The sequence below is a fragment of the Streptomyces sp. NPDC002784 genome (genome assembly GCF_053592135.1).
Window position 1 is genome coordinate 39263 of record NZ_JBSFVD010000004.1, and the last position, 26046, is coordinate 65308.

Here is a 26046-nt window from a genome sequence, read left to right on the forward strand (position 1 = left end):
CTCAGTTCTGGGAACCCGACCGCAGCTTCGCGAGGTCGGACTTGACGGTGTTGACCGGGATGGCGAAGCCGAGGCCGACGCTGCCGGCGTCGGAGGAGGCCGAAGCCGACGAGTACATCGCGGAGTTGATGCCGATGATGTCGCCGTTCATGTCGATCAGCGCGCCGCCGGAGTTGCCCGGGTTCAGCGAGGCGTCGGTCTGCAGCGCCTTGTACGTCGTCGTGGACGAGCCGGTGTCGCCGTTGAACTCCTGGCCGCCGAACTCGAACGGCCAGCCCCCGCCGCCCTGCTGCTGCTGGCCCTCGCCGGTGGAGACGGTGACATCGCGGTCGAGCGCGGAGACGATGCCGCTGGTCACGGTGCCGGTCAGGCCCTCGGGCGAGCCGATCGCCACGACCGTGTCACCCACCTGGACGCCGTCGGAGTCGCCGAGGCTCGCCGCCTGCAGTCCCGAGGCGTCCGCGAGCTTGATCAGCGCGAGGTCCTTGCCGCTGTCGGTGCCGACGACCTCGGCGCTGTACTCCTTGCCGTCGCTGGTCGTCACCTTGATCGAGGAGGCGCCGGAGATGACGTGGTTGTTGGTGATGATCTCGCCGTCGCTGGTGATGATCACGCCGGAGCCGGTGGACTCACCGGAGTTCGACGCCGCGCTGATCTCGACGATGCTGGGGCTGACCGCCTCGGCGATGGCCGCGATGTCGCCCTTCTTGGCGGCGGGCACCACGCTGGTGGTCGTGGTGCCGGCGGCGACGGTGTCACTGCCGGTCAGCTCCTGGACGGCGTAGGCGCTCCCGCCGCCCACGGCCGCGGCCACCAGGGCGACGGCGGCGAGGAGGGCGAGGGGGCCGCGGGCCCGCTTCCCGCGCGGGGCGTCCTCGGCCCGGGGCGTCGGCTGGTGTGCCGGCGGAGGCGGCCATTCCGGGTGCACGGAGGCCGAAGCGTGCTGCTCGTACTCGCCGTCGCGGCGGAAGCTCTCGGTCATGTCCATGAGCTTGTCGCCCGACGATGAGAGCTCCCTGAGCGCTTCCTGAGAAGCCCGACAGAACCTCGTATGCCCGTTGTAAAGGCGGTTACGGGCAGCCGCAGGACTGCCGGACCACGAGCCGCGACGGGAACACCTTCAGCCGCTCCCGCCGGGACCCGGCGACTCGCAGACCGTCGTCCAGCACCAGGTCGACCGCGGCCCGGGCCATGGCGGACCGGTCGCTCGCGATCGTGGTCAGCGGCGGATCCGCCAGGTCCGCCTCCTTGATGTCGTCGAAGCCGGCGACGGCCAGTTCGCCCGGCACCTCGATGCGCAGCTCCCGGGCGGCCCGCAGCACGCCGATCGCCTGGTCGTCGGTGGAGCAGAAGATCGCCGGCGGACGCCGGGGCCCGGCGAGGATCTCCAGCGCTATCCGGTAGGCGTCGTACCGGTTGTACGGCGCCTCGAAGAGCCGTCCCTCGGTGGGGAGGCCGGCCTCCTCCATCGCGCGCTTCCAGCCCTCGACGTGGTCGGAGACCGGGTCGCCGACCGAGGGGGTCTCGGCGGTGCCGCCCATACAGGCGACGTAGTCGTAGCCGTGCTCCAGCAGATGCCGGACGGCGAGCTGGGCGCCGCCGAGGTCGTCGGTGACGACGGCGACGTCGTCGATCGCCTCGGGGCGTTCGTGGAGCAGTACCACCCGGGCGTCCCAGGCGTCGATCTCCGCGGCGGCCAGGTCGTTCAGCGCGTGGCTGACCAGGATCAGACCGGAGACCCGCATCCCCAGGAAGGCCCGCAGATAGTGGACCTCGCGCTCGCCGACGTAGTCGGTGTTGCCGACGAGAACCATCTTCCCGCGCTCGGAGGCGGCCTGCTCGACCGCGTGCGCCATCTCCCCGAAGAAGGGCTGGCGCGCGTCCGGGATGATCAGGCCTATGAGGTCCGTGCGCCGCGAGGCCATGGCCTGGGCGACCCGGTCGGGCCGGTACCCCAGCTCCTTGATCGCGGCGAGGACACGCTCGCGGGTGGCCGGGGCAACCGGCCGGGGTCCGTTGTTGATGACATAGCTGACGACGGCAGTGGAGGTTCCTGCCAGCCGCGCCACATCATCCCTGGTTACCTTGGCCACGCGCGGAGTCTACGCGGATGGACCCGCTCTGGGCAGGGCGTGAAGCAGCTCGGCTGCACCCCGCCCGAGCGCGGTCCGGGAGTCCTAGGCGTCCGCACTGACCTCGACACCGTCCAGGACGGCCGTCTCGTCCGCATCCTCCGCCTTTTGCGGTGCCGCCTTGGCCCGCGGCTCCTCGGCGCCGCGCTCGCCCTTCTCGGGCGTAACGAATCGATAACCCACGTTCCGGACCGTGCCGATCAGCGACTCGTGCTCGGGGCCGAGCTTGGCGCGCAGGCGCCGGACGTGCACGTCGACCGTGCGGGTGCCGCCGAAGTAGTCGTAGCCCCAGACCTCCTGGAGCAGCTGCGCGCGGGTGAAGACGCGGCCCGGGTGCTGGGCGAGGTACTTGAGGAGCTCGAACTCCTTGAAGGTGAGGTCGAGGACCCGGCCCTTGAGCTTCGCGGAGTAGGTCGCCTCGTCGACGGAGAGGTCGCCGTTGCGGATCTCCATGGGGGAGTCGTCGTTGACGATCTGCTGGCGGCCCATGGCCAGCCGCAGCCGTGCCTCGACCTCCGCCGGTCCTGCGGTGTCCAGGAGCACGTCGTCGATGCCCCAGTCGGCGGTGACGGCGGCGAGACCGCCCTCGGTGACGACGAGGATGAGCGGGCAGCCGGGTCCGGTGGAGCGCAGCAGCTGGCACAGGCTGCGCACCTGCGGCAGATCACGGCGGCCGTCGATCAGGATGACGTCGGCGCCCGGGGTGTCGACGAGGGCGGGGCCCTCGGCCGGGGCCACTCGCACGTTGTGCAGGAGCAGGCCGAGAGCCGGGAGCACCTCCGTCGACGGCTGGAGGGCATTGGTCAGGAGCAGCAGAGAACTCATACGTCTGGTTCCTCCTCGGTCCCTGCGAGGACGTTTGCGGCACAGCGGTACAGCTCTGCCTCCCGAAGGCTCCGTACACCTGCGGTTTCCCGCGTCGTATACAACGCTTCCGAAAGCACAAAAGGACCCGGGGGCTTCGCTGCCCGAGTCCTCTGCCCAGCACAATAGCCCACATGAGGACTGGTCCGGCAGGTCATGTGGCGCGTTCGACGCCTGTTCCGAACTCTGAGACGACCAGACGCACCCCTATGCGGACGTTTCTGCGCACCGACGACGGCGTGGCCATCGATTCCGTATACGAACCGGGCCGGCCCGTATACAACGCCGGAACGACACCTTCCGATGGCCCGGTGTTCGTGGTCGCGCACGGCTTCACGGGTGATGTGGAGCGCCCGCACGTGCGCCGGGTGGCGACCGCGTTCGCGCAGTACGGGGCCGTGGTCACGTTCTCCTTCCGGGGCCACGGCCGCTCGGGCGGGCGGTCGACGGTGGGGGACCGGGAGGTGCTCGATCTGGCGGCCGCGGTGGCGTGGGCGCGGGGTCTCGGGCACACGCGCGTGGTGACGGTGGGCTTCTCCATGGGCGGGTCCGTGGTGCTGCGGCACGGGGCGCTGTACGGACCCGGGGGCCCGATGCGCGAGGGGCGCACGGAAGCGCGTACGGACGCGGTGGTTTCGGTCAGTGCCCCCGCCCGCTGGTACTACCGGGGCACGGCCCCTATGCGGCGCCTGCACTGGCTGGTAACCCGCCCCGAGGGCCGCCTGGTGGGCCGCTACGGACTGCGGACCCGCATCCACCACCGGGACTGGAGCCCGGTGCCGCTGTCCCCGGTGGAGTCGGTGCCGGGGATCGCCCCGGCCCCGCTGCTGATCGTGCACGGCGACCGCGACGGCTACTTCCCGCTCGACCACCCGCGCATGCTGGCCGAGGCCGCCGGTGACCACGGCGAACTCTGGCTGGAGCCGGGCATGGGCCACGCCGAGCACGCGGCCACCGACGACCTGCTGGCCCGCATCGGTCACTGGGCCGTCGGCCGGGCGGGCTAGCCTGGCCCTGTCGGCAGGAGCGGAAACCTGCCGGCGGCCGAAGGGACAGAGGAACGGGATGGCAAAGGTCACGGTGCGCTACTGGGCCGCCGCGAAGGCCGCGGCCGGGGTCGCGGCGGAGCCGTACGAGGCGGCCACGCTCGCGGACGCGCTCGCCGCGGTGCGGGCGCGGCACCCCGGGGAACTCTCGCGCGTCCTGCTGCGATGCTCCTTCCTCATCGACGGGGACCCCGTGGGTACCCGCGAGCATGAGACGGTACGGCTGGCCGACGGCGGCACGGTCGAGGTGCTCCCGCCGTTCGCAGGAGGATGAGCGATGACCGACCAGCCGTACCACGGCGAACAGCCCTACCGAGGTGAGCAGCCCTACCAGGGCGACCCGCGGTACCAGGGCGAGCAGGCGTATCAGGGCGACCAGGCGTACCAGGGCGACCAGGCGTATCAGGGCGGGTACGACGCCTACGACCCGTACGGGCAGCAGCAGGCGCAGCAGGGGTGGCAGGGGTACGAGGACCCGCAGGCCGCCCAGCAGTACACCCAGCAGTGGCAGGGGCAGACCTGGGAGACGCAGGTCCAGGCACCGGTGTCGGCGGCGGAGACGGCGTACCTGCCCCAGCAGGGGTACCAGCCCTACGCGGCCCCGCTGCCCCCGGAGGCCCCCGCCCCGGAACCGGCCCGGACGCCGGCCCCGGACCCCGCGGCCGGCGAGTCCGGCTACGGCCCGGCCACCGTCGGCGGCAACGCCCGCGTCACCGACGCCCAGCGGGCGCGCCTGGAGGGCCGCTCGCCGGTCATCGAGCCCGGCATGCAGCCCGCGGCGCTGACGGCCCTGCTGGGACTGCTCCTGTCGGGCACCGCCGCGATCGGCACGTACGCCCTCCTCGTCCCGCTGGTCGTCCTCCAGGCCGTCACCGCGGCCGGCTGGTTCCGGCTGAACGGCATGTGGCCGGCCCGCCAGGGCATCGCGCTGGCCTTCGCGGGCGCCCTGACGGCGGACGTGGCGCTGCTGGTCGCGGACCGCGCCCCCTCGGCGATCCTCGGCACCCTCGGCGTCTGGGTCCTGCTGGCCCTGGTCCTCCAGCTCCGCTCCCACGCCGACCCGGACGAGCGGATGTACGGCCTGATGGCGACGGTCGCCTCGGCGGCCCTGGCCATCGTGGCGGCCGGGTACCTGGCCGCGGCGGCGGACGCGGTGACGGTGGGCGCGGCGGCGGTGGCGGTCGCCCTGGTGGCCCGGGCCCTTCCGCTGCCCACCCCGGCCTCGGTGATCGTCTCCCTGCTCGCCGCGGCGGGTGCGGGCATCGCGGTCGGCGGGCTGACGGACGTGGGCGCCGGAGGCGCGCTGCTCGGCGCGGCGGCGGGCGGCTGCGCGCTGATCGGCCACCGGGTGGCGAGCTACGACTACCCGTCGAGGTTCGTCCACTTCACCGCGGGCGTGGCACTGCCGCTGGCGGCCGCGGCGCCGGCGGTCTACGTGCTGGGACGGGCGCTGGGATAGCGCGGTCGCCTGTCACAGGTGATCGACAATCCGGCGGGCCCCGGACCTCGCGGGGTTACTCTCCCCCCAGGGCGGCCACCCGGTCGTCGTGACCGCCTGGGTAGGGGAAACCGACAATGCGCGCACTGCGGATACTGCTGATCGTCGTCGTCGTGCTCGGCGGCCTCTTCGTGCTCGCCGACCGGCTGGCCGTCGGGTTCGCCGAGGACGAGGTCGCCGAGAAACTGAAGAACACGGAGAACCTCGCCACCACCCCCGACGTGTCCATCAACGGCTTCCCCTTCCTCACCCAGGCGGCCGGCCGTGAACTGGACGACGTCGAGATCGGCATAGCGGACTACGAGGCCACCGCGGGCACCGGCGAGACGATCCGCATCGACGATCTCCAGGCGAACATGAAGGGCGTGCGGTTCTCCGGCGACTACAGCTCCGCCACCGCGGCCACCGCCACCGGCACCGCGAGCATCTCCTACGACGAACTGCTCAAGGCCGCCGAGTCGGAACCGCGGCAGATCTTCCCCGGGGCGACCGCCGAGGTCGTCGGCCTCTCCGACGGCGGCAACGGCAAGATCAAGGTCAACGTCAAGGTCGAGGCCGCGGGCCTGGCGCGGACCTACCCCGTGCTCAGCACGGTCACCGTCGACGGCGACATCGTGAAGGTGCACGCCGACAACCTGCCGAACCTGGTCGTCGAGGTGGCGGAGGGCGAGGTCCGCTCGATCACCGACTTCGAGCAGCGGATCGACGGCCTGCCGGGCGGCATCCAGCTGGACAAGGTCGAGGCGGCGGAGAACGGCGTGGAGATCGCGGTGCGGGGTTCGAACGTCCGGCTCGCGGGGTAATACGCCCGTTGGTGAACGCCCGGTGTCCGAGGGGCGAGACGGCGCCGTCCGCAGCGTAGATGTGACGACGGATACAGGGGGCCCAAAGCCGTACGGGGCGGGGCCCGGCCCCTCATTCATCCCACATCCCGGACGATCGTGTCTCAGCATGCGACACACCGGTGACACGCATGGCCGTCTCTCCCTACGATCGCAGCTATGAAGCGACAGGCGGATCTCACGAAGCGGCGGGCAGTAGACCTGTGCCGCGTCGCCGCCATGCTCTGTCGCCCCTTCTGAGCGAAGAGCGCCGACTCCTCGCATCCCCCGCCGCCCTGCCCAGGGCACTCGTGCGCCGCCGCACCCGGAACGCGCACCCCTCTCACTTGCACGCCCCGCCGCAACTGCCCCGGAGGAGAACAAGCATGAGCCGCAGCGACGTCCTGGTCGACGCCGACTGGCTCCAGGAGCACCTGGACGACAGCAACATCGCGATCGTGGAGGTGGACGAGGACACGTCCGCCTACGAGAAGAACCACATCAAGAACGCGATCCGCATCGACTGGACCAAGGACCTGCAGGACCCGGTCCGCCGCGACTTCATCGACCAGGAGGGCTTCGAGAAGCTCCTGTCGGCGAAGGGCATCGCCAACGACACGCTGGTGATCCTCTACGGCGGCAACAACAACTGGTTCGCGTCCTACGCCTACTGGTACTTCAAGCTCTACGGCCACGAGAACGTCAAGCTCCTCGACGGCGGCCGCAAGAAGTGGGAGCTGGACGCCCGCGAGCTGGTCGACGGCACCGAGGTGCCCGAGCGTCCGGCGACCCAGTACAAGGCCAAGGCCCAGGACACATCCATCCGCGCCTTCCGGGACGACGTGGTCGCCGCGATCGGTTCGCAGAACCTGGTCGACGTGCGCTCGCCCGACGAGTTCTCCGGCAAGCTGCTCGCCCCGGCCCACCTGCCGCAGGAGCAGTCGCAGCGCCCGGGTCACGTCCCGTCCGCCCGCAACATCCCGTGGTCGAAGAACGCCAACGACGACGGCACCTTCAAGTCGGACGACGAGCTCAAGGAGCTCTACGCCGAGGAGCAGGTGGACCTGGCCAAGGACACCATCGCCTACTGCCGGATCGGTGAGCGCTCGGCGCTGACCTGGTTCGTGCTGCACGAGCTGCTCGGCGTGGAGAACGTCAAGAACTACGACGGCTCCTGGACCGAGTACGGCTCCCTCGTCGGCGTGCCGATCGAGCTCGGCGCGAACAAGTAAGCCCCGACCTTCCAGACCCCTCAGGAGATTCGACATGTGCGGAGCGAAGGCCGGCGGCCCCGACGCCTCGACGATCAAGCCCGGTGAGACCACCATCCAGGGCCAGGTGACGAAGGACGGCGAGCCCGTCGTCGGCTACGTCCGGCTGCTGGACTCGACCGGCGAGTTCACCGCGGAGGTTCCCACCTCCGCCACGGGCCAGTTCCGCTTCTACGCGGCCGAGGGCACGTGGACCGTGCGGGCGCTGGTGCCCGGCGGCACCGCGGACCGTACCGTCGTCGCCCAGCAGGGCGGCCTGGCGGAGGTCGCGATCGCGGTCTGAGGCACCCCTGAACGGCCGAAGGGCCGCACCCCCGGGTTGGACGCCGGGGTGCGGCCCTTCCGCCTGTCCGGACCTACCCTGGAGGTATGTACGCACGGCGGCGTCGTCTGTACTTCGCCATGATGGGCAGCTGCATCGTGCTGTTCGTCCTGGCCTGGGCCGTCGTACGCCTGTGGTCGGTGCCGGTGGCGGTGGGCATGTGCCTGGTGGCGATGGTGATCCCGCCGCTGGCCGCGGTGATCGCCAACCGGCGGGGTCCCGACGACCGCTGGTGGGACGACCCCTCCGGTGACCCGAAGTCCGACGAGTGGTGGGACGAACTGGACGGCAGGAACCGTCCGCGGTCTCCGTAGGTCTCGGCAGGTCTCGGCAGCTCTCGGTAGGTCTCAGTAGACGAGCGCCTGCGTCTCGTCCCCCAGCGCCTCCTGGACGAACACCTGCGCGCCCGCGATGCGTACGCCGTCCAGGACGTCCTTCTCGGTGATGTCCCGGCGTGCCGCGCACTGCGTGCACAGGGTCACCCGGCCGCCCGCCAGGAGCGAGCCGAGCAGGTCGGGCAGCGGGGCCGCGTGCGGCAGTTCGAACTCGGCGGCCCGGCCGGGGAGGGCGAACCACGCGGACTCCCCGGTCAGCCACAGGGAGACCTCGACCCCGCTGGCGACGGCCACTGCCGCCACCGTGAACGCCTGGGAGCAGCGCTCGGGGGCGTCCGCTCCGGCCGTCACCTTGATCACGAGCTTCTTCGCCATGGCTGAATCGTAATCAACTCTCCTACAACCAAGAGCTTTGGCCATGGGTCTCCTGTGAGCGCGCATACGGAATGCGTGCTTCACGTTCTGTGGGGGGACGTTGTGGAAGTACCCGAAGAGGCGGCCGCTGAGCCGTCCCGGCCGCGCCGCCGTGGGCGTACGGCGCTGCTGCTCACCGGCGCGGCCCTGCTCGGCCTGGTGGCCGGCACCTGCGCCGGCTATCTCGTCCAGGCCGACCGCGAGCCGACACGGCTGCCGTCGCTCTCGCAGCCGGAGCTGACGCAGGCCCGGGGCAAGGGCCCGGCGCCGCTGTCCGCCGCGCAGGATCGCCAGGTCAGGACCGACGGCGATCTGCGCAAGCTGCTGCTGAAGAAGCCGGCCGGAGCGAAGAAGGTCCAGTGGCTCGACGGCTCCGACGGCTGGATGGACCTGGCCGGTTACGCCGAGACCTACGGTGAGCCGGAAGGCGCGTTCCGGAACATGGCCTCCACCTTCCGCCGCGCGGCCGCCACTGCCTGGGAGACCGACTCGTACAGCGTCGAGATCCGGCTGGTCCAGTACCGGCAGGAGGAGCTGATGGCCGCCCGGAACGCCGTGCGGCACGGCCAGTACTGGGCCGACGGCAGCGCCGCCTGGTCCGGGGGCGACGAGAACACCGACAGCTGGACCGTCCCGGGCACCGAGGACGGCATGGCCTACGTCCACACGGTCCCGGAGTCCGAGCCGGGCTACGCGCCCCTCTACGAGGCAGAGGCCCACGCCTGGCGCGGCGACATAGCCGTGGAGATCTGGGTCACCGGCCCGGCCCCGATCACCAAGAAGACCATCCTGACCCTGGCCGAACGCCAACTGGAGCGGCTGTGACCAACCCAAAAACCGCCCCGGACCCCGGAACCGCCTCAAACGCCGCCGCCGAGCCCGGGGCAAAGGTCGCTGCTGCGACTCCGCCCGGCCCCGGGACAGAGGTCGGGACTGAAACTCCGACCGGCCCCGGGCCCGAGTCGGCGACCAAACCCGGAACCGCAACCGAGAAGGCGACCGAGCCCGGGAACGAGGACGGCGTCGAGACCGCGCCCGGGACCCGGCCTGAGACCGGCATCGAGGCCGAAACCGGAACCGAATCCAGGATCAGGACCGCAGCGGCGGCCGCAGCGGCAACCACGACCAAGTCCGAGCCCGCGACCGCCATGGAGGTCGAGGCCGCAGCCGGGTCCGGGTCCGGGTCCGACTCCGAGGCTGAGAGCGGGACGAGGGCCGGGACCGGGACCGGGACCGTGACCGAGTCCGGGGTCGAGGTCGGAGCTGAGGCCGCGGCCGCGATTCGATCCGAGTCGGGGACCGTGACGAAGACCGCGACCGCCGGGTCCAGCACCGCGGTCGGGTCCGGGCACGAGCCTGGGCCCGACGCCGAAGCCGCAATCGCGACCGCTCCCGCGACCGGGGTCGGGACCGGGGTCGGGACCGAGTCCGGGGCTCCGGCCAGGTCCGGCTCCGCGAAGGTGATCGGGTCCGAGCCCCAGTCCAGGACCAAGACCGGTTCCGAGACCGAGACCGAGACCGCGATTGGGTCCGAGCCCGGGTCCGAGGCTGAGACCGCGACCACGACCACGACCACGACCACGACCGCGATCGGATCCGAGCCCGGGTCCGGGGCTGGGACCGCGAGCGTGGTCGGGGCTGGGGTTGAGATCCTTGCCGCGACCGGGTCCGAGTCCGTGAATGCGCCTGCCTCAGGAGCCGAACCTGCGACCGTGACCGGGGCCGAGCCCGAGGTCGGGCCCGAGGCCGCAGCCGCGACCGCCGAGGTCGGGTGCGTAGGCGTCGGGCAGGGTTCGGGGGGCAGGAAGGCTCCTCGGCTTGGGCGGGTTTTCGGTGTTGCTGGGGTTCTGTTGTTGGTTGCGGCCGTGGTTGGCGGAGTTGGGCATACCGTCGTGACCGTGCGCGGGGCCGAGCGGGATGCCGGGGCGCCTGTGTGGGTGTTTCCGGAGGGTGACGGGTCCGCCCGTGAGAGCCGGGCGGCACGGCCCTCCGGGCTCGCCGGCAGCCTCGTGCCGTACGGCACCCGGGGGTGGGACCGGGGTCCCGACCTCGGGGAGTTCGGTTCCGACGTGTCGCTCGGCGGGGCCCAGGCCACCGCCCTGCGCAAGGAGTCCCTGCGCGATCTGCCCCGCACCCAGCGCCGGCAGCTGGAGGAGCAGATCGACAAGGCACGGATCACCGGCATGGCGATGCGCAGCTACGTCGACACGGAGAACGGCGGCGCGTTCACCGCGAGCATCGTGCTGTCCCAGATGGAGAACCGCTCCACCGTCCAGGGCACCTCGGCCTTCCAGAGCGAGCTCCTCGACTCCCTGGGCTTCTTCCGGGACGGCCCGAAGATCAAGGGCCACAAGAACGCCCGCTGCTTCCTGTCCCCGAAGGACGAGGACACGGCCCTGGACTACCTGTACTGCTCCGCCTATCAGGGCGACGTACTGATCACCGTCACCGCGGACGGTGTCAGACCACTGGACACCGACGGCGTCGCGGACCTGCTGCGCGCCCAGCTCGACCGCATCGCCGAGCCCGGGAAGGCAGTATGAGCGTGCACGAAGACGAGGCGCCCGTGATGGTCATCGACCGGGCGGAGTCCGACGTACCACCGCCCGTCCCGGCCCCGGCCGCCAAGGTTCCCAAGGACCGCCGGGTGCTGCGCGCCGTCCTGCGCTGGACCGCCGCCGTCACCGTCTTCGCGGCCGTCGGTGCCGCGTCCGCGTACGGCATCACACGGATGGAGCGGACCGACGTACCGGGCCTGGCGACCGCCTCGGACGGGCGCTGGGACTACCCCACGCTCACCCGGCCCCCGCTGCCCTCCGGCAGCCCGGGTCCGCTCGCCGAGGGCAAGCCGGCCGGCACCCACCACGCCGACCTGCGCGCCCTGCTCCTGCCCGCGCCGGAGGGCGCCACGGAGAATACGGCGCTGCGCGGCGACGACGGCTGGCTGGCGACGAAGGAGTTCCTGTCGCTCTTCCCCGATCGGGCGGAGCGCGAGGAGCTGGGGCAGAAGCTCGTCGACCACGGCCTGCGGCACATCGCCGCCCGCGGCTGGACCACCACCGACGGCACCAGCACCCGGGTGTACCTGCTGCAGTTCGGCACCGCGGAGGTCGTGGACGAGCTGACGTCCGGCAGCATCGCCCCGGCCGGCGGCCCGGTCTACCGGGTGCGCGGCGACGCGTTCTCCGAGTACGACGAGGACTTCGCGCAGGTCAAGCAGCTCCCGGAGATCATGCGGTACGTCTACGCGGAGGCCGAGCCGTACGGTGCCCAGCAGGTCAGGCAGGCGTACGTGACCGCCGGTGACGTCCTCGCGCTCGTCGTCCAGTCCCGCAAGGGCAAGGCGCTGACCGTCCCCTTCCGGCAGACCGTCATCCTGCAGAGCCAGCTGCTGAGCTGACCTCGCCCGGTGGGCCGGGCCCCGGCCGCGTAAGCTGGGGCCCGGCCTTTGGCAATCGCCCTGTAGCTCACCAAGGAGCGTCCCGTGATCCTCTTCTTCGAGATCCTGCTGGTTCTGGTCGCCATCGGCGTCCTCGGCTTCGCCGGACTGACCGTGAAGAAGCTGTACCAGGGCCAGCGCTGACCCCCGTCTAGGAACTGCCACCCATGATCGAGATTCCGTCCGACCTCCACAAGGACCTCGTCCCGCTCGCCTTCCTGCTCGGCAACTGGGCCGGCGCGGGCGTGCACGACTTCCCCGGCTCCGAGAAGTGCAACTTCGGACAGGAGGTCGCCTTCACGCACGACGGCCGGGACTTCCTGGAGTACCGGTCCCACACCTGGGTCCTGGACAACGACGGGAACAAGGTCAGGCCGCTGGAGTCCGAGCACGGCTTCTGGCGGATCGACGCCGACCGCAAGGTCGAGGTGACGATGACCCGCGACGACGGCGTCATCGAGATCTGGTACGGCGAGCTGGCCGACAAGAAGCCCCAGATCGACCTGGTCACGGACGCCGTGGCCCGTACGGCCGCCTCCGCCCCCTACACCGGCGGCAAGCGTCTGTACGGCTACGTCAAGAGCGACCTGATGTGGGTCGGTGAGAAGCAGACCCCCGAGGTCGAGCTGCGCCCCTACATGTCGGCGCACCTGAAGAAGGTCGTCACCCCCGAGGACGTCGAGCGCTGGGCCAAGGCCCTCCCGGACGACATGCCCGACGACGGGATCGCATTCTTCAAGTAGGCCTGTCGTGAGATAGCTCTAGACTCGTCGGTGTGGTGAGCACCGACTGGAAGAGCGACCTCAGGCAGCGCGGCTACCGGCTGACGCCGCAGCGGCAACTCGTGCTCGAAGCCGTGGACACCCTTGAGCACGCGACCCCCGACGACATCCTCGTGGAAGTGAGGAAGACGGCGTCGGGGGTCAACATTTCGACGGTGTACCGGACCCTGGAGCTCCTGGAGGAGCTGGGTCTCGTCAGCCACGCCCACCTCGGGCACGGCGCGCCGACGTACCACCTCGCCGACCGGCACCACCACATCCACCTGGTGTGCCGCGACTGCACCAACGTGATCGAGGCGGACGTGTCGGTGGCGGCCGACTTCACGGCCAAGCTGCGGGACACCTTCGGCTTCGAGACCGACATGAAGCACTTCGCGATCTTCGGGCGGTGCGCCGACTGCTCCCGCGAGAGCTCGCTGAAGAATTCAACTACCGAGTCGTAGGCTTGCGCTTATGAAGAGCCCTCTGCTGACCCTGCCCGGCGCCGTCCCCGCCGAGGGCGTGGACGAAGGTGTCGCCGCCCACTACGGCGATCTGTTCCGTGAGCAGCGCGCCCTCGCCGGCGGCGCCGGTTTCGTCGACCTCTCGCACCGCGGGGTCGTCGCCGTGACCGGGGCGGACCGGCTGAGCTGGCTGCATCTGCTGCTCACCCAGCACGTCAGCGAGCTGCCCCCGGGCGAGGCCACCGAGGCGCTGATCCTCTCCGCGCACGGCCACATCGAGCACGCGCTGTACCTGGTGGACGACGGCACCACGGTGTGGGCCCATGTGGAGCCCGGCACCCAGGAGGCGCTGATCGCGTACCTGGAGTCGATGAAGTTCTTCTACCAGGTCGAGGTCACCGACCGGACCGCCGACATCGCCGTGGTGCACCTGCCCGCCGGGTCCATCGCCGAGGTCCCGGACGGCGTCGTCGTCCGCGAGACGGCGTACGGCCGTGATCTCTTCCTGCCGCGTGCGGAACTGGAGACCTACGCCGAGAAGACCGGCCCCGCGGCCGGGCTGCTCGCCTACGAGGCCCTGCGCGTCGAGCACCACCGCCCGCGCCTCGGCTTCGAGACCGACCACCGCACGATCCCGCACGAGCTGGGCTGGATCGGCAGCGCGGTCCACCTCCAGAAGGGCTGCTACCGCGGCCAGGAGACGGTCGCCCGGGTCCACAACCTCGGCAAGCCGCCGCGCCGGCTGGTCTTCCTGCACCTCGACGGCAGCGACGTCCACCTGCCGGCCGCCGGGACGGAGCTGCGGCTCGCGGAGGAGGGGCCCGACGGCCGCAAGATCGGCTTCATCACGACGCCGGTACGCCACCACGAGCTGGGCCCGGTCGCGCTCGCGCTGGTGAAGCGGAACGTGCCGACGGACGCGCCGCTGGTGGCCGGGGAGACGGCCGCGGCGCAGGAAGTCGTCGTAGAGCCGTAGCCCCGTCAGGACTAGATCTCCAGCAGGACGGTGAACGGGCCGTCATTGGTGAGGGAGACGCGCATCTGCGCGCCGAAGCGGCCCGTCGCCACCGTCGCGCCGAGGGCGCGCAGCTGGGCGACGACCTCCTCGACCAGCGGCTCGGCCACCTCGCCGGGGGCGGCGGCGTTCCAGGTGGGGCGGCGGCCCTTGCGGGCGTCGCCGTAGAGCGTGAACTGGCTGATGACCAGGAGCGGGGCGTCGATGTCACTGCACGACCTCTCGTCGCGCAGCATGCGGATCGACCAGAGCTTGCGGGCCAGTTGGGCCGCCTTCTCCTTGGTGTCCTCGTGGGTGACTCCCACGAGGACGCACAGGCCCTCCCCGTCGATCTCCCCGACCGTCCGTCCCTCGACGACGACGCTCGCGCCGTCCACCCTCTGCACCACTGCACGCATGGGCCCCATCATGCCGTGCGGCCGGAAGCGGCCCGCGAAGGGCTTCTTTTTTGCTCCTTAACCCCCCATCTGGGGCCGATCGGGGGCACTCGGTCACATAGCGGCCACTTGGGGTGGCACGATGCTCCCACACGCCGGTCGAGGGGACGGTAGAGGCACATGAGCACACCGAGTACGGGGCAGCCCCCTGGGGTTGTCTCCTTGACCCACGCGGGCGGCCGGAACCGGCTCCGCCCGCCCGCCCAGCGCACCGCGGCGGAACAGCAGCCGCGGCCGGCCGCCGATCCGCCCGGGCGCGATCTGCTGCCGCTGCGCCTGCCCGAGCTGCGCACGCTGCGCCGGGCCGCCCAGCGCGACGAGGCGGACCTGAGCTATGTACGGCGGCTGCTCCAGGGGCGGATCGACATCCTGCGGGCGGAGCTGGCCCGGCGCTCGCCGCTGGGCGCCGCGTCCGTCGTGGAGCGGCTGCCGGAGATCCTCCGGGACGCCCCGGCCCGCCACCGCTCCTCGGCCCGCCACGTCACACTGGGCACGCCGCACAGCGAGGAGTACCGGCGGCTGGCGGCGGAGATGCTGGCGGAGGTCGAACTGTCGGACCTCGGCGCCCGCACGGACCTGGAGCTGACCGAAGCGATGGCCCGGCTGGTCCGCTACGAACAGCAGGTCTCGCTGCGCCGCCACGCCCTGCAGCGCACGGCGGACGACTGCAGCGCGGAGATCGCCCGCCGGTACCGGGAGGGGGAGGCGCAGGTGGACGATCTGCTGCTGTGAGCCGTGCGCGGGGGTGACGAGGGCCGGAGAAATCGCCGCGACACCCCCACCGGCCCGCGCCTAACGTGAGTCCATGACCCGCGCCGCTGACATCGACGTCCGACCGATCACCGAGGCCGAGTTCACCGACTGGAACCGGGCCGTGAACATCGGCTTCCTGCGCGAACCCACCCTCTCCGAGGACCAACTCGCCGCCAGGAAGCCCTGGTTCGTCCCCGGCAGGCTCCTCGGCGCCTTCGACGGTGACCGTTGCGTCGCCACCTTCCGCTCCTTCGACCAGCAGCTCACCGCCGTCGGCGGCGCCGCCGTCCGGGCCGACGCCGTCACCAACGTCACCGTCTCCCCCACCCACCGCCGCCGAGGTCTCCTCGGCCGGATGATGGAGCGCGACCTGGCCGCCGCCCAGGAGCGCGGGGACGTCGTCGCCACCCTGATCGCCGCCGAGTACCCGATCTACGGCCGCTACGGCTTCGGCCCCGCCACCACCATGGCCGAGTGGACGATCGACGTGCCCCGCACCGGCCTCGACCCCCGCTGGTCAGGACCCGGGGACGGCGGCCGGATCGACCTCGTCGACGCCTCCGACGTCCGCAAGCTGGGCCCCGAACTGCATGAGCGTCTGCGCCGCACCCAGCCCGGCGCCGTCAGCCGCGACGGCCTGTGGTGGGAGGTCACCACCGGCGCCGTCCAGTTCTTCCACGCCTTCCTCGAACCCCACTACGCCGTCTACCGCTCACCGGCCGGCGAGGTGGAGGGCATGGTGGCGTACACCTCCGACGATCACTGGGGCGACGGCAAGCAGCCGCTGAACACCGCGAAGGTGAAGTGGCTGATGGCGGTCTCGCCGGCCGCCGAGCGGGCCCTGTGGCGGTATCTGTGCTCCATCGACTGGATCACCACCGTCAAGACCGGCTGGCGGGCCCCCGACGACCTGGTTCCGCATCTCTTCCCCGACCCGCGGGGCGCCCGCATCTCCAGCCAGGCCGACTGGCTGTGGGTGCGGATCCTCGACGTCGTCCGCGCGATGGAGGCGCGGACGTACGCGGGGGCGGGGTCACTGGTGCTCGACGTCGTCGACGGCGGCGGGCGGTACCGGGTGGAGGCGGACGCGAACGGCGCCGGGGCCTGCGCGGCCACCACCGGCGGCGCCGACCTCACCCTGACCCTCTCCGACCTCGCCACGCTCTGGCTCGGCGACGAGTCCGCCGTACGGCTGGCCGCGCTCGGCCGGGCGGTGGAAGAACGAGCGGGCGCCGCCCGACTGGCCGACGCCCTGCTGCGTACGTCCAGGCGGCCTTGGTGCCCGGACCTGTTCTGAGCTCCTCCCGCCGGTGACAGGCCTTGTCCTGCGTGCTCATCCGTAGCGTGCTGTTCAGTTGTGGTTGTTGATCGGTGGTGCCGGCCGCCCGGGCTCCCGGCTCCCCTCCGGAAGGGAACCCGGCCGGCCGATGTGGATCTAGGACCGCCAACCCCGTGAATATGCGACCAGGTTGCTCAAGTTGGCGACCAACTTCTCTGTACTTATCACCGCATGGGAGCGGCTCATAACCACCTTCCGCTGAACTGCCCAAAGATGGCGGGAAGTTGTACTGTTTGGCCGTGGACCCGAAACACGCCTCCGCCACTGGGCGGAAGAGGTCGCCTCGGCCACAGACGTCACATCGTGAGGTGGCCGACGAGCTGCGCGCCCGGATCAGATCCGGCGCACTGCGGCCCGGCCAGCGCATGCCCACCCAGGCCCAGCTGGCGCACGAGTTCGGCGTGGAGCGGGGGACCGTACGCCAGGCGCTGCGGATCCTGCAGTCGGAGCGGCTGCTCACCAATGTGTCCAAGGGCAGCCCGGCCACCGTCGCCCCCGACCTGGCCAGGGCGCTGACCGGCCCCGGAGCCCCGCCGCTGCCCACCACGGTGGCCCTCGCGCCCCGGATAGGGGCCGCCTTCGCCGCCCCGCACGTGGAGATCGACGCCCTGTGCCTGACCGCGATCTCCCTCACCCTCGCCATCGGTGAACCGCTGCGCCAGATCCACGCCGGACGGCTGAAACCGGCCAAGGTCGACGTCCGCGTCCTGCTGCCGAGCCGTCATATCGCCCTCGCCTTCCCGGCCCCCGTGGACGCCTCGGCCGCGGGCCGGCTGCGCCGCCACTGGCTCGCCCAGCGCAACGCCCAGGGCCAGGTGCTCCGGCACAATCTGCTGGCGCTGCGGGCGACGCACGGCATCGACGTGCGGGTCACCTTCCGCGCGCTGCCCTTCACCCCGCCGGTGAAGCTGTACCTGCTCAACGGCGCGGAGGCGCTGTTCGCGTACTACACGGTGACGCGCCGCGAGGAGGAGGTCGACCACGAGTCCCTGGAGATGTACGACGCCGAGGGCACCCGGTCCATGCTGTTCGCCTTCGAGCAGGGCGCCGGGCTGCGCGACACCACGTTCGTGGAGCAGTCCAATCTGTGGTTCAACTCCCTGTGGGAGACGATCAGTTCGGAGCTGGAGCTCACGAGCTGATCATCCCCCACGGGGTGTGACCCGGATGCGGTGCGGTCATAGGGCGGGCCCCGAGACCAGCAGGGCCAGCACCACGGCTCCGGCGGAGCTGACGGCCGGGCTCTTGGCCTTGATGCCGATGGTGAGCAGGAGCAGTCCGACGATGCCGGTGGTGCCGTACTTGACTTCGATAGTCTGTTCGATGCCGACGACCACGATTGCGGCGAGGAGGGCGAGGACTGGCACGGTGGTTCCCCCTTCTGATGTCCCAACCTGAGGTAAAGCTTCCGCCAACTCGGCCAAGTTGGTACCAACTCTGCTTAGGTTGTCCCCACTTGGTTACCACTCATAAACAAGTCGCGTACAACTCCCGCTGGATGGAGCGGAGTTGTAGCGTCCGGTCGTGACTCAGGAGAACGTGGCAGTGAACGGCAGCAGAAGGCTCTCGCCGCAGGAGATCGCCGACATCCTGCGGGAACGGATCCGTACCGGCGATCTCAAGGCGGGGGACCGGCTGCCCACCCAGGCCGAACTCGCCGAGGAGTTCGGCGTGGAACGCGGCACCGTCCGCCAGGCCCTGCGCGCGCTCCAGGAGGACGGCCTGCTCAGCAATGTCAGCAAGGGCAGCCCCCCGCGGATCGCCGCTCCCGCCCCGGCCCGGGGCGAGCCCCAGCCGACCATGGTCGGACTCGCCCCGCGCCTGGTGGAGGCGTTCGCCGCCCGGCACGTGCGCGTGGACGTCGTCTGCCACTCCGCCGAGACCCTGATGCTGGCCCTCGGCGACCCGCTGCGCCGGATCCACGAGGGCACCCTGCGCCCGGAGTCGGTCGACGTGCGCATCCTGCTGCCGTCCCGGGACATCACCCTCGCCTTCCCGGTCCTGATCGAGGGCGACGCCGACGACGACTCCCTGCACCGGCGCTGGCTGGGCATCCGCAACGCCCAGGCCCAGGTGCTGCGCCACAACCTCCAGGCGGTCCGCGCCACCCACGGCATCGACGTGCACGTCGCCTTCCGCGCGCTGCCCTTCACCCCGCCGCTGAAGCTGTACCTGCTCAACGGCGAGGAGGCGCTGCTCGGCTACTACGTCGTCACCGAGCGCGAGGAGGAGTACGAGAGCCGCACCCTGGAGATGTACGACGCGGTCGGCGCCCAGTCCCTGCTGTTCTCCTTCGCCCGGCGGGCCGCGGAGCGCGACCAGGCCTTCGTGGAGGAATCGCAGAAGTGGTTCGACGCCCTCTGGGAAACCATCACCAAGGACCTGACACTCTCCTAGTGACCTCTGAGACGCGGACTGAAGCGGTGACCGAGCGGACCGAGCACGACCCCGACGCACTGCGGGACCTGATCGCGAAGGCCCGTGTGGTGCTCTGGGATTTCGACGGGCCGGTCTGCGGGCTGTTCGCCCGGCACAAGGCGGAGCGGGTGGCGACGGAGTTGGTCGAGTGGCTGGCAGGGCGCGGTCTGCGCGATCTGCTGACCCAGGACGAACGCAAGACGCTCGACCCGCAGATCGTCCTGCGTGCCGTGGACCGCCGGCACCCGAACAGCGACCTGGTCATCGATCTGGAGGAACGTTTGACCAATGAGGAGCTGAAGGCCACCTCCACCGCCACGCCGACCCCGTACGCGGACCCCTTGATCCGCACCTGGACCGCCGTCGGCTCCCGGCTCGCCATCACCACCAACAACTCCCCGCGGGTGGTGCGCGCCTATCTCGCGAGCCGGGACCTCACCCCGTGCTTCAGCCCGCACATCTACGGCCGCACCCAGCAGCTGAACCTCCTCAAGCCCGATCCCCACTGCCTCGGCCGCGCCCTGAACGCGATGGGCGCGGCTCCCGGTTCGGCGCTGATGATCGGCGACGCCGCCACGGACTTCCTCGCCGCGCAGGCCGCGGGTGTTCCGTTCCTGGGCTACGCGCGTAACGAGCGCAAGGCGGGCCTGCTGCGCGAGGCCGGGGCCCTGGTGATCGTCGACTCGCTGGAGCCGGTGCTGCAGACCGTGAAGCAGCTGGGCTGACCCCGGCGTGCGCTAGGCTTCGCCGCACCGCTGAGCGAACACTCTCCGACGGGTGTTGCGCGAACAGCCGCACACCACCCGATGTGGCTACTCCAGCCCGCCTCCGGTCGTGCCTGCTACAACCCGCACTTACCGTTTGCCATACCTTCCGTGTCCTGCGCGAAATTCCGGAGCGGCCCGTGGGCGCACCACCTCTTCCCGGTCCCTTCTCCGGGGAACGCGCAGCGAACGCCGCCGTCCGGGCCTTCGTGGCGCAGGCCGCGCGGCGGGGCCGGGCCACGAGCGGGCACCACCACCGGAACTACGTCCTGCCGCTCACCGAGGACATGGCCCGCAGGCTCGGCCGCCCGCCCGGTACGCAGGTGACCGTGCGGATGCGGCGGCCGGGGGCGCTGCCGGTGGTGATCAGGACCTGGCAGGACGAGACGGAGATCCTCGGGGCCGTGGGCCGGCTGCTGCCGCACGTCCCGCAATGCCTCGCCACGGGACCGGACTTCGCGATCCACAGCTATGTGGAGGGCACCGCGCTGTCGGCCGTGTGCGCGGACGGCAAGCCGCTCGACACCCTGCTCGTGAAGGCGCTGGCGGACGTGTTCGCCCGGATGGCACAGGTGCGCCGCGAGGCCCTGCCCCGCCTCCCCGCCGGCCGGCCGCGCAACGACAAGGACAGCCAGGGCTTCCTGCGGACGCTGGCGCACCTCGCGGACGAGCAGATCCGCAGGCCCAACCGCCCTGATTTCGGCGGCCTGTTCGCCGCCCTCGGCATCCCCGAGGACGCCCTGCTCCGGTTCGCGGAGCGGGTCCCGTCGATGGCCAGGCGGCCGTACGCCCTGCTCCACACCGATCTGCACCGCGCGAACCTGATCCTGCCGTTCGCCGCCGAGCCGCCGCTGTTCTGCGTCGACTGGGAGCTGGCCGGCTACGGCGATCCGCTGCACGACCTCGCCACGCATCTGGTGCGGATGCGCTACCCCTCCCATCAGTGGGAGGAGGTCGTCGAGGCGTGGGCCGAGGCGATGCGGCGGGTGCGGCCCGCCGCCGTCAACGGCCTGACCCGGGACCTCGGCCACTACGTCGACTTCGAGCGGGCGCAGTCCCTCTACCCGGACGTCGTGCGCGCCGCGGCCTCGCTGCGGGACCTGACCGACGAGCAGAGCCTGCACGCGGCGGCGGCGCGGGTGCGCGGGGCGCTGGAGCGGGCGGCCCGGCCGCTGGGGCTCAGGAACATCCCGGGCGAGCCGGAGATCGGGCGGATCCTGTTCCGCTGGCGGGAGGCCAGGACCGGCGGGCTCGGTCTGCACGCCCGGATCCGGGACTGGGACCCGGTGCACCGGGTGGCGGAGCATCCGCGGTTCCCCCGCTCGGCCGTGCGCGAGGCCCTGTACGCGGAGGGCGCGGCGCCCGCCGGGCGGGTCTTCAAGGGCACCGGGCATCTGAACTCGGTGGTGCGGGTGCCGGGGGTGGACTTCCCGGTGGTCGTGCGGCGCAAGGTGGCCAACGCCTGCCGGCGGGAGCGCGGCTTCCTGAGCGAGCATGCCGTGCTGCGGGCCATCGAGCGGTCGCGGGCCGAGGTGGCGGCGCCGAAGTTCCTGGCCCTGGGCACGAGTTATCAGGGGGAACCTTTCGCCATCCACACCTACGAGGGCCCGCGGGACATCGGGCGGCCGCCCGCCCATCCCGTGCACGGGCTGCGGCCGCACGAGGCGGACCGGCTCGTCGACCAGCTCTGCGCGCTGACGCGGGTGAACTACCGGGAGGTCGACCCGGCCGCGGGTGAGGGGCGCTTCTACGCGTGGCTCAGCGAGCAGCTGGTCCTGCTGGTGGCCGAGCTGCCCCAGGAGTCCCAGCGGCTCGCCCGGCTGCTGGGCCTGCCCGACGCCCCGCGCCTGCGCCAGATCCTGGCCCGCCACCGGGTCGGCGAACGCCGGCCCGCCCTGCTGCACGGCGACCTCAACCCGTGGAACCTGGTGCGCCGCTGCGACGAGTTCGCGCTGACCCTCATCGACTGGGAGATGGCGGTCGTCGGCGATCCGCTGTACGACCTGGTCCGGCACATGCATCTCACGCCGACCCGGCCGGAGATCCGCGACCGGATGTTCCGGCGCTGGGCGGAGCGGCTCGGCCCGGAGTGCACGGACGGCTGGCGGCGGGACTGGCGGGTCTACCGGTGGATCGAGATCGTGCGCTCCGCCTACATCGACCTCGACCGCCTGGTGACCGGGGAGAGCCTGGACGCGCCCAACGTCCGGCGCGCGGTCGACTCGTACGCCATGACCCTCGCCGCCGCCATCGGCTCCCTCGGCCTGCCGCACCGGCCGAACCCGCACCTGCCCCGCGCCCTGACCTGAGGGGACGGGCACCTGCGTAGGCTCGGGCCATGAGCGAGAGCGGGCTGCGGGAGCGGAAGAAGCGGCGGATGTACGAGGCCGTGTCGGAGGTGGCGATCCGGCTGTTCCTGCAGAAGGGCTTCGACGCGGTGTCGGTCGCGGAGGTGGCCGCCGCGGCGGAGATCTCCAAGCCGACGCTCTTCCGGTACTTCCCGGCGAAGGAGGACCTCGTCCTGTACCGGATCTCCGATCACGAGGACGAGGCGGCGCGGGTGGTCGCGGAGGCGGCGGGGTCGCCCGTGGACGCGCTGCGGCGGCATTTCCTCGCCGGGCTGGAGCGGTGCGATCCGGTGACCGGGCTCAACGACCATCCGCAGGTGCTCGCCTTCCACTCGCTGCTGTACGGGACTCCCTCGCTGGTCGCCCGCGCGTACCTCCACCAGCAGCGGGCCGAGGCCGCGCTCGCCGAGGCGCTCGGCGGGGACCTGGACGCGCGGCTGGCGGCGGGGCAGATCCTCGCCGTGCAGCGGATCCTCGCGCTGGAGAACTGGCGGCGGATCGCGGCGGGGGAACGGCTGGAGGACGTAAGGGGGGACGCGGTGGCGGCGGCCGAGCGGGCGTTCGGGCTGTTGGCGGCGGCGCTGCCCCCGCTGCATGAGTCTCGGTAATAAATTTAACTCGGTTACGTTTTCGCGTACGCTTGGTGGAATGACATCCGCCGAGCCCGCCCTCGATGACCTTCTCCGCGCCGAACGCGCCCACCACGACCGCTGCCGTGCCGCCCTCGACGCGATGGTCGCCGGGGCCGATGAACAGGTCGTCGTGGGCGAGGACGTCTCCGCCTCCGGGGCCGATGCCGAAGTGCTCGGGTACCGGCTGCGCAGCCGGGCGAAGGAGATGCGGGAGCTGCCCGAAGGGCCCCTGTTCTTCGGGCGGCTGGACTTCGGCGACGGCTCGCACGCCGGGCAGAGCTATCACGTCGGCCGGGTGCGGATCACCGAGGATCCGGCCGCCCCGCCCCTCGCCGTCGACTGGCGCGCGCCCGTCTCCCGCGCCTTCTACCAGGCGAGCGCGCGTGATCCCCAGGGCGTCGCCGTACGGCGGCGGTTCGGATGGGCGCCGGGCAGCCGGGGCGACTCCGCCGACCTCACCGGACTGGAGGACGAACACCTCGGCCGGGGGGAGTCGCGGGTCAGCGAGATCGTCACGCGGGAGATCGAGCGGCCCCGGGTCGGGCCCATGCGGGACATCGCCGCGACCATCCAGTCCGAGCAGGACGACCTGGTCCGCGCCGATCTCGCCGTCTCGATCTGCGTGCAGGGCGCCCCGGGCACCGGGAAGACCGCGGTGGGCCTGCACCGGGCGGCCTACCTCCTCTACACCCACCCCCACCGCGTCCAGCGCTCCGGCCTGCTGATCCTCGGCCCCAACCGCACCTTCCTCGGCTATGTCTCCGAGGTGCTGCCCGCGCTCGGCGAGGCGGGCGTACGTCAGTCGACGCTGCTGGAGGAGATCGCCCGGCAGCCGGTCACCGGAGCCGACGAGGAGCGCGCGGCCGTGCTCAAGCACGACGCGCGGATGGCGGACGTGCTGCGCCGGGCGCTGTACGCACGGGTGGCCGGGGAGGGGGCGGGTGCGCTGGTCGTGCCGGACGGCTCGTACCGGTGGCGGGTGGCGGAGGACGAACTCGCGCGGATCGTACGGGAGGTGCGCGCCGACCAGCTGCCGTACGACCGGGGGCGGGAGCGGGTGCGGACGCGGATCGTGGCGGCGCTGCGCCGGCAGGCCGAGCGGCGGGCGGGCCCGCGGCCGAACGCCTGGGTGCGCCGGATGTCGGGGGCGCGGGGCGCCGGGCCGTACGTCGACGCGGTGTGGCCCCGGGTACGGCCGGAGGAGCTGCTCGCCGAACTCCTCACGGATCCGGCGGCGTTGGCGGCGGCGGGCGACGGGCTGCTCGACGCCGAGCAGCAGAAGGCGCTGCTGTGGGCGAAGCCGCCCAGGTCCTTCAGGTCGGCGCGCTGGTCCCCGGCGGACCTGGTCCTCCTCGACGAACTCGCCGGGCTCCTCGACCATCCGCCGGGCTACGGCCATGTCGTCGTCGACGAGGCGCAGGACCTGTCCGCCATGGAGTGCCGGGCCATCGCGCGCCGGGTGCCCTTCGGCTCGCTGACGGTGCTGGGGGATCTGGCGCAGGGGACGACCCCCTGGGCGGCCCGCTCCTGGAGCACCCTGCTCGGGCACCTGGGCAAGCCGGACGCGGCCCTGGTGCCGCTGACCACGGGCTTCCGGTTGCCGGCGGCCGTCGCCGAACTGGCCAACCGGCTCCTGCCCCGCCTCGGCGTGGACGTCCCGGCGGCCCGTTCCCTGCGCGCGGACGGCGAGCTGACCCTGCGCCGGACGAGCCCCGGGCACCTGCCCGGGACGGTCGTGACCGCGGTACGGGACGCCCACGCGCGGGAGGGCGCCATCGGTGTCATCGCCGCCGACCGTGACGTCACCCCCCTGCACGCGGCCCTCACCCGGGCCGGCGTCCTGACCCCGCGCGTGACGGTGATCGCGGCGAGCGCGGTCAAGGGCCTGGAGTACGACCACGTGGTCGTCGTGGAGCCGGCGACGATCGCGGAGTCCGAGCCACGCGGCCTGCACCGGCTGTACGTGACGCTGACCCGCGCGGTGTCACGGCTGGAGGTCGTGCACGCGCGGGCGCTGCCCTTCTGAGGGGGCCGGCGCGGTGGGTCAGTGGGTGTGCCGGGTCAGCAGGTCGGTGACGCGGAGGTAGCCGTCGGTGCCGTGGCCCTCGGCGACCACCCGGCGGGCCTGGCCCTCGACGACGCGCATCAGGCTCGCGTCGATGCCGTGGGACTCGGCGGTGTGGACGATGTGGGCCATGGAGGAGACGGCCGAGGTGATGGGGTTGATCTCGCCCGAGTAGGTGCCGTCGTCGGTGTCCCCGGCGAACTCCGCGAACAGCGGCGGCAGGATCGCGCCGATGCCCTGCGCGAAGGGGGCCAGCTCACGGGCGGTGACGCCCTCGGCGCGGGCCACCGCGAGGGCGTGCGCGTAACCGGCCATCGCCGTCCAGAAGAGGTCGAGCAGGGCGATGTCGTAGGCGGCGGCCCGGCCGATGTCCTCGCCGAGGTGGGTGTGGGTGCCGCCGAGGGTGGACAGGACGGGCTGGTGGCGGTCGTAGAGGTCCTTCGGGCCGCTGAGGATGAAGACGGCTTCCGGGGTCCCGATGCTCGGCGCCGGGGTCATGATCGCGCCGTCCAGGTAACGGATGCCGTGCGCGGCGGCCCAGCCGGCCGTGTCCCGGGCGCGGTCGGGGGTGTCGGCGGTGAGGTTGACGACCGTACGGGCCTTCAGGGCGTCGGTGACCTCGTCCTGCCGCAGGATCGCGTCGGAGGCGTCGTAGTTCACGACGCAGACGACGGTCAGGGGTGCGGCGGCGACGGCCTCGGCGGCGGTGGCGGCGGCCCTGGCCCCGCGGGCGACCAGGTCCCGGTCCCGGCCCGGCGTGCGGTTCCAGACGGTGGTGGCCACCCCCGCGTCCAGGAAGGCGCCGGCCAGGGCGCGACCCATCGGACCGAGGCCGAGGACGGTGACGGCAGACTGGTCGTCGTACGTGGACATGCTTCTCCCATACGTGAACATGTGTGAACAAAAGG

At 71.8% G+C, this 26046-nt stretch carries 29 protein-coding genes; 22 read left to right on the forward strand and 7 right to left on the reverse strand.

Features of this window, described 5'->3' with window-relative positions; genetic code table 11:
• Position 1: 1 nt before the first annotated feature.
• The 3 genes from ACWD1Z_RS10085 to ACWD1Z_RS10095 form a co-directional block, all read right to left on the reverse strand.
• Entirely contained in the window at positions 2–988 is a 987-nt protein-coding gene (locus ACWD1Z_RS10085; RefSeq protein WP_451117224.1) for a S1C family serine protease, read from the reverse strand.
• Positions 989–1070: 82 nt separating this feature from the next.
• A complete protein-coding gene (locus tag ACWD1Z_RS10090) occupies positions 1071–2093 on the reverse strand; it encodes a LacI family DNA-binding transcriptional regulator (protein ID WP_451117226.1) in 1023 nt (340 codons plus the stop codon).
• 84 nt (positions 2094–2177) lie between these two features.
• On the reverse strand, positions 2178–2957 hold the full coding sequence (locus tag ACWD1Z_RS10095) for a response regulator transcription factor (RefSeq protein WP_451117227.1): 780 nt from the start codon (positions 2955–2957) through the stop codon (positions 2178–2180).
• Between the two features lie 173 nt (positions 2958–3130).
• On the opposite strand from ACWD1Z_RS10095, the gene ACWD1Z_RS10100 reads away from it, so the two are divergent.
• The 8 genes from ACWD1Z_RS10100 (at position 3131) to ACWD1Z_RS10135 (ending at position 8268) form a co-directional block, all read left to right on the forward strand.
• The gene (locus ACWD1Z_RS10100; RefSeq protein WP_451117229.1) at positions 3131–4003 is read left to right on the forward strand and encodes an alpha/beta hydrolase; all 873 of its coding nucleotides are present in this window, start codon (positions 3131–3133) and stop codon (positions 4001–4003) included.
• Between the two features lie 58 nt (positions 4004–4061).
• Positions 4062–4316 carry a MoaD/ThiS family protein gene (locus tag ACWD1Z_RS10105; protein WP_451117231.1) on the forward strand — a complete coding sequence of 85 codons (255 nt, stop codon included), beginning with the start codon at positions 4062–4064 and terminating at the stop codon, positions 4314–4316.
• A gap of 3 nt (positions 4317–4319) precedes the next feature.
• Complete coding sequence (locus tag ACWD1Z_RS10110) at positions 4320–5501, forward strand: hypothetical protein (protein ID WP_451117233.1); 1182 nt, start codon at positions 4320–4322, stop codon at positions 5499–5501.
• Positions 5502–5617: 116 nt separating this feature from the next.
• On the forward strand, positions 5618–6343 hold the full coding sequence (locus ACWD1Z_RS10115; protein WP_451117235.1) for an LmeA family phospholipid-binding protein: 726 nt from the start codon (positions 5618–5620) through the stop codon (positions 6341–6343).
• 198 nt (positions 6344–6541) lie between these two features.
• On the forward strand, positions 6542–6622 hold the full coding sequence (locus ACWD1Z_RS10120) for an Ms5788A family Cys-rich leader peptide (protein WP_350751515.1): 81 nt from the start codon (positions 6542–6544) through the stop codon (positions 6620–6622).
• A gap of 125 nt (positions 6623–6747) precedes the next feature.
• Complete coding sequence (locus ACWD1Z_RS10125) at positions 6748–7593, forward strand: sulfurtransferase (protein ID WP_451117236.1); 846 nt, start codon at positions 6748–6750, stop codon at positions 7591–7593.
• Between the two features lie 34 nt (positions 7594–7627).
• Complete coding sequence (locus tag ACWD1Z_RS10130) at positions 7628–7915, forward strand: DUF1416 domain-containing protein (RefSeq protein WP_315885701.1); 288 nt, start codon at positions 7628–7630, stop codon at positions 7913–7915.
• 86 nt (positions 7916–8001) lie between these two features.
• Entirely contained in the window at positions 8002–8268 is a 267-nt protein-coding gene (locus ACWD1Z_RS10135; protein WP_451117237.1) for a DUF3099 domain-containing protein, read from the forward strand.
• Positions 8269–8301: 33 nt separating this feature from the next.
• On the opposite strand, the gene ACWD1Z_RS10140 is transcribed toward ACWD1Z_RS10135, so the two are convergent.
• Positions 8302–8664 (reverse strand): DsrE family protein, encoded by a 363-nt coding sequence (locus ACWD1Z_RS10140; RefSeq protein ID WP_451117239.1) that lies wholly within the window; start codon positions 8662–8664, stop codon positions 8302–8304.
• 102 nt (positions 8665–8766) lie between these two features.
• On the opposite strand from ACWD1Z_RS10140, the gene ACWD1Z_RS10145 reads away from it, so the two are divergent.
• The 6 genes from ACWD1Z_RS10145 to ygfZ all read left to right on the forward strand — a co-directional run bounded on the left by ACWD1Z_RS10145 (position 8767) and on the right by ygfZ (position 14343).
• The gene (locus tag ACWD1Z_RS10145; RefSeq protein ID WP_451117241.1) at positions 8767–9528 is read left to right on the forward strand and encodes a hypothetical protein; all 762 of its coding nucleotides are present in this window, start codon (positions 8767–8769) and stop codon (positions 9526–9528) included.
• A 1073-nt stretch (positions 9529–10601) separates the two neighbouring features.
• On the forward strand, positions 10602–11246 hold the full coding sequence (locus ACWD1Z_RS10150; protein ID WP_451117243.1) for a hypothetical protein: 645 nt from the start codon (positions 10602–10604) through the stop codon (positions 11244–11246).
• Positions 11243–12103, forward strand: a complete 861-nt coding sequence (locus ACWD1Z_RS10155; RefSeq protein WP_451117245.1) for a hypothetical protein — start codon at positions 11243–11245, stop codon at positions 12101–12103. Before ACWD1Z_RS10150 ends, ACWD1Z_RS10155 begins: the two co-directional genes overlap by 4 nt.
• 206 nt (positions 12104–12309) lie before the next feature.
• Positions 12310–12885 (forward strand): FABP family protein, encoded by a 576-nt coding sequence (locus ACWD1Z_RS10160; RefSeq protein WP_451117247.1) that lies wholly within the window; start codon positions 12310–12312, stop codon positions 12883–12885.
• Positions 12886–12917: 32 nt separating this feature from the next.
• Complete coding sequence (locus ACWD1Z_RS10165; RefSeq protein ID WP_451117248.1) at positions 12918–13367, forward strand: Fur family transcriptional regulator; 450 nt, start codon at positions 12918–12920, stop codon at positions 13365–13367.
• A gap of 10 nt (positions 13368–13377) precedes the next feature.
• Complete coding sequence (ygfZ, locus tag ACWD1Z_RS10170) at positions 13378–14343, forward strand: CAF17-like 4Fe-4S cluster assembly/insertion protein YgfZ (protein ID WP_451117250.1); 966 nt, start codon at positions 13378–13380, stop codon at positions 14341–14343.
• A gap of 11 nt (positions 14344–14354) precedes the next feature.
• Here the strand turns inward: ygfZ and dtd are convergent, their stop codons facing one another.
• The gene (gene dtd, locus ACWD1Z_RS10175; protein ID WP_451117252.1) at positions 14355–14780 is read right to left on the reverse strand and encodes a D-aminoacyl-tRNA deacylase; all 426 of its coding nucleotides are present in this window, start codon (positions 14778–14780) and stop codon (positions 14355–14357) included.
• 159 nt (positions 14781–14939) lie between these two features.
• On the opposite strand from dtd, the gene ACWD1Z_RS10180 reads away from it, so the two are divergent.
• The 3 genes from ACWD1Z_RS10180 to ACWD1Z_RS10190 all read left to right on the forward strand — a co-directional run bounded on the left by ACWD1Z_RS10180 (position 14940) and on the right by ACWD1Z_RS10190 (position 18053).
• On the forward strand, positions 14940–15551 hold the full coding sequence (locus ACWD1Z_RS10180) for an RsiG family protein (protein ID WP_451117253.1): 612 nt from the start codon (positions 14940–14942) through the stop codon (positions 15549–15551).
• A 73-nt stretch (positions 15552–15624) separates the two neighbouring features.
• On the forward strand, positions 15625–16869 hold the full coding sequence (locus ACWD1Z_RS10185; RefSeq protein WP_451117255.1) for a GNAT family N-acetyltransferase: 1245 nt from the start codon (positions 15625–15627) through the stop codon (positions 16867–16869).
• Positions 16870–17144: 275 nt separating this feature from the next.
• Positions 17145–18053, forward strand: a complete 909-nt coding sequence (locus ACWD1Z_RS10190) for a GntR family transcriptional regulator (protein ID WP_451117257.1) — start codon at positions 17145–17147, stop codon at positions 18051–18053.
• Between the two features lie 36 nt (positions 18054–18089).
• Here the strand turns inward: ACWD1Z_RS10190 and ACWD1Z_RS10195 are convergent, their stop codons facing one another.
• Positions 18090–18278: a hypothetical protein gene (locus ACWD1Z_RS10195; protein WP_451117259.1), complete on the reverse strand. Its 189-nt coding sequence runs from the start codon at positions 18276–18278 to the stop codon at positions 18090–18092.
• A 178-nt stretch (positions 18279–18456) separates the two neighbouring features.
• Between ACWD1Z_RS10195 and ACWD1Z_RS10200 the strand changes: the two genes are divergently transcribed.
• The 5 genes from ACWD1Z_RS10200 to ACWD1Z_RS10220 all read left to right on the forward strand — a co-directional run bounded on the left by ACWD1Z_RS10200 (position 18457) and on the right by ACWD1Z_RS10220 (position 25099).
• A complete protein-coding gene (locus tag ACWD1Z_RS10200; RefSeq protein ID WP_451117841.1) occupies positions 18457–19308 on the forward strand; it encodes a winged helix-turn-helix domain-containing protein in 852 nt (283 codons plus the stop codon).
• Positions 19308–20054, forward strand: a complete 747-nt coding sequence (locus tag ACWD1Z_RS10205) for an HAD family hydrolase (RefSeq protein WP_451117261.1) — start codon at positions 19308–19310, stop codon at positions 20052–20054. Before ACWD1Z_RS10200 ends, ACWD1Z_RS10205 begins: the two co-directional genes overlap by 1 nt.
• A 179-nt stretch (positions 20055–20233) precedes the next feature.
• Positions 20234–22402: a phosphotransferase family protein gene (locus ACWD1Z_RS10210; protein WP_451117263.1), complete on the forward strand. Its 2169-nt coding sequence runs from the start codon at positions 20234–20236 to the stop codon at positions 22400–22402.
• A gap of 29 nt (positions 22403–22431) precedes the next feature.
• Positions 22432–23049, forward strand: coding sequence for a TetR/AcrR family transcriptional regulator (locus tag ACWD1Z_RS10215; RefSeq protein WP_451117265.1), 618 nt, complete (start codon positions 22432–22434; stop codon positions 23047–23049).
• A 40-nt stretch (positions 23050–23089) separates the two neighbouring features.
• Positions 23090–25099, forward strand: a complete 2010-nt coding sequence (locus tag ACWD1Z_RS10220; RefSeq protein ID WP_451117266.1) for a HelD family protein — start codon at positions 23090–23092, stop codon at positions 25097–25099.
• Positions 25100–25117: 18 nt separating this feature from the next.
• Here ACWD1Z_RS10220 and ACWD1Z_RS10225 read toward each other — a convergent pair whose 3' ends face one another.
• Positions 25118–26011: an NAD(P)-dependent oxidoreductase gene (locus tag ACWD1Z_RS10225; RefSeq protein WP_451117268.1), complete on the reverse strand. Its 894-nt coding sequence runs from the start codon at positions 26009–26011 to the stop codon at positions 25118–25120.
• Between the last annotated feature and the right edge of the window lie 35 nt (positions 26012–26046).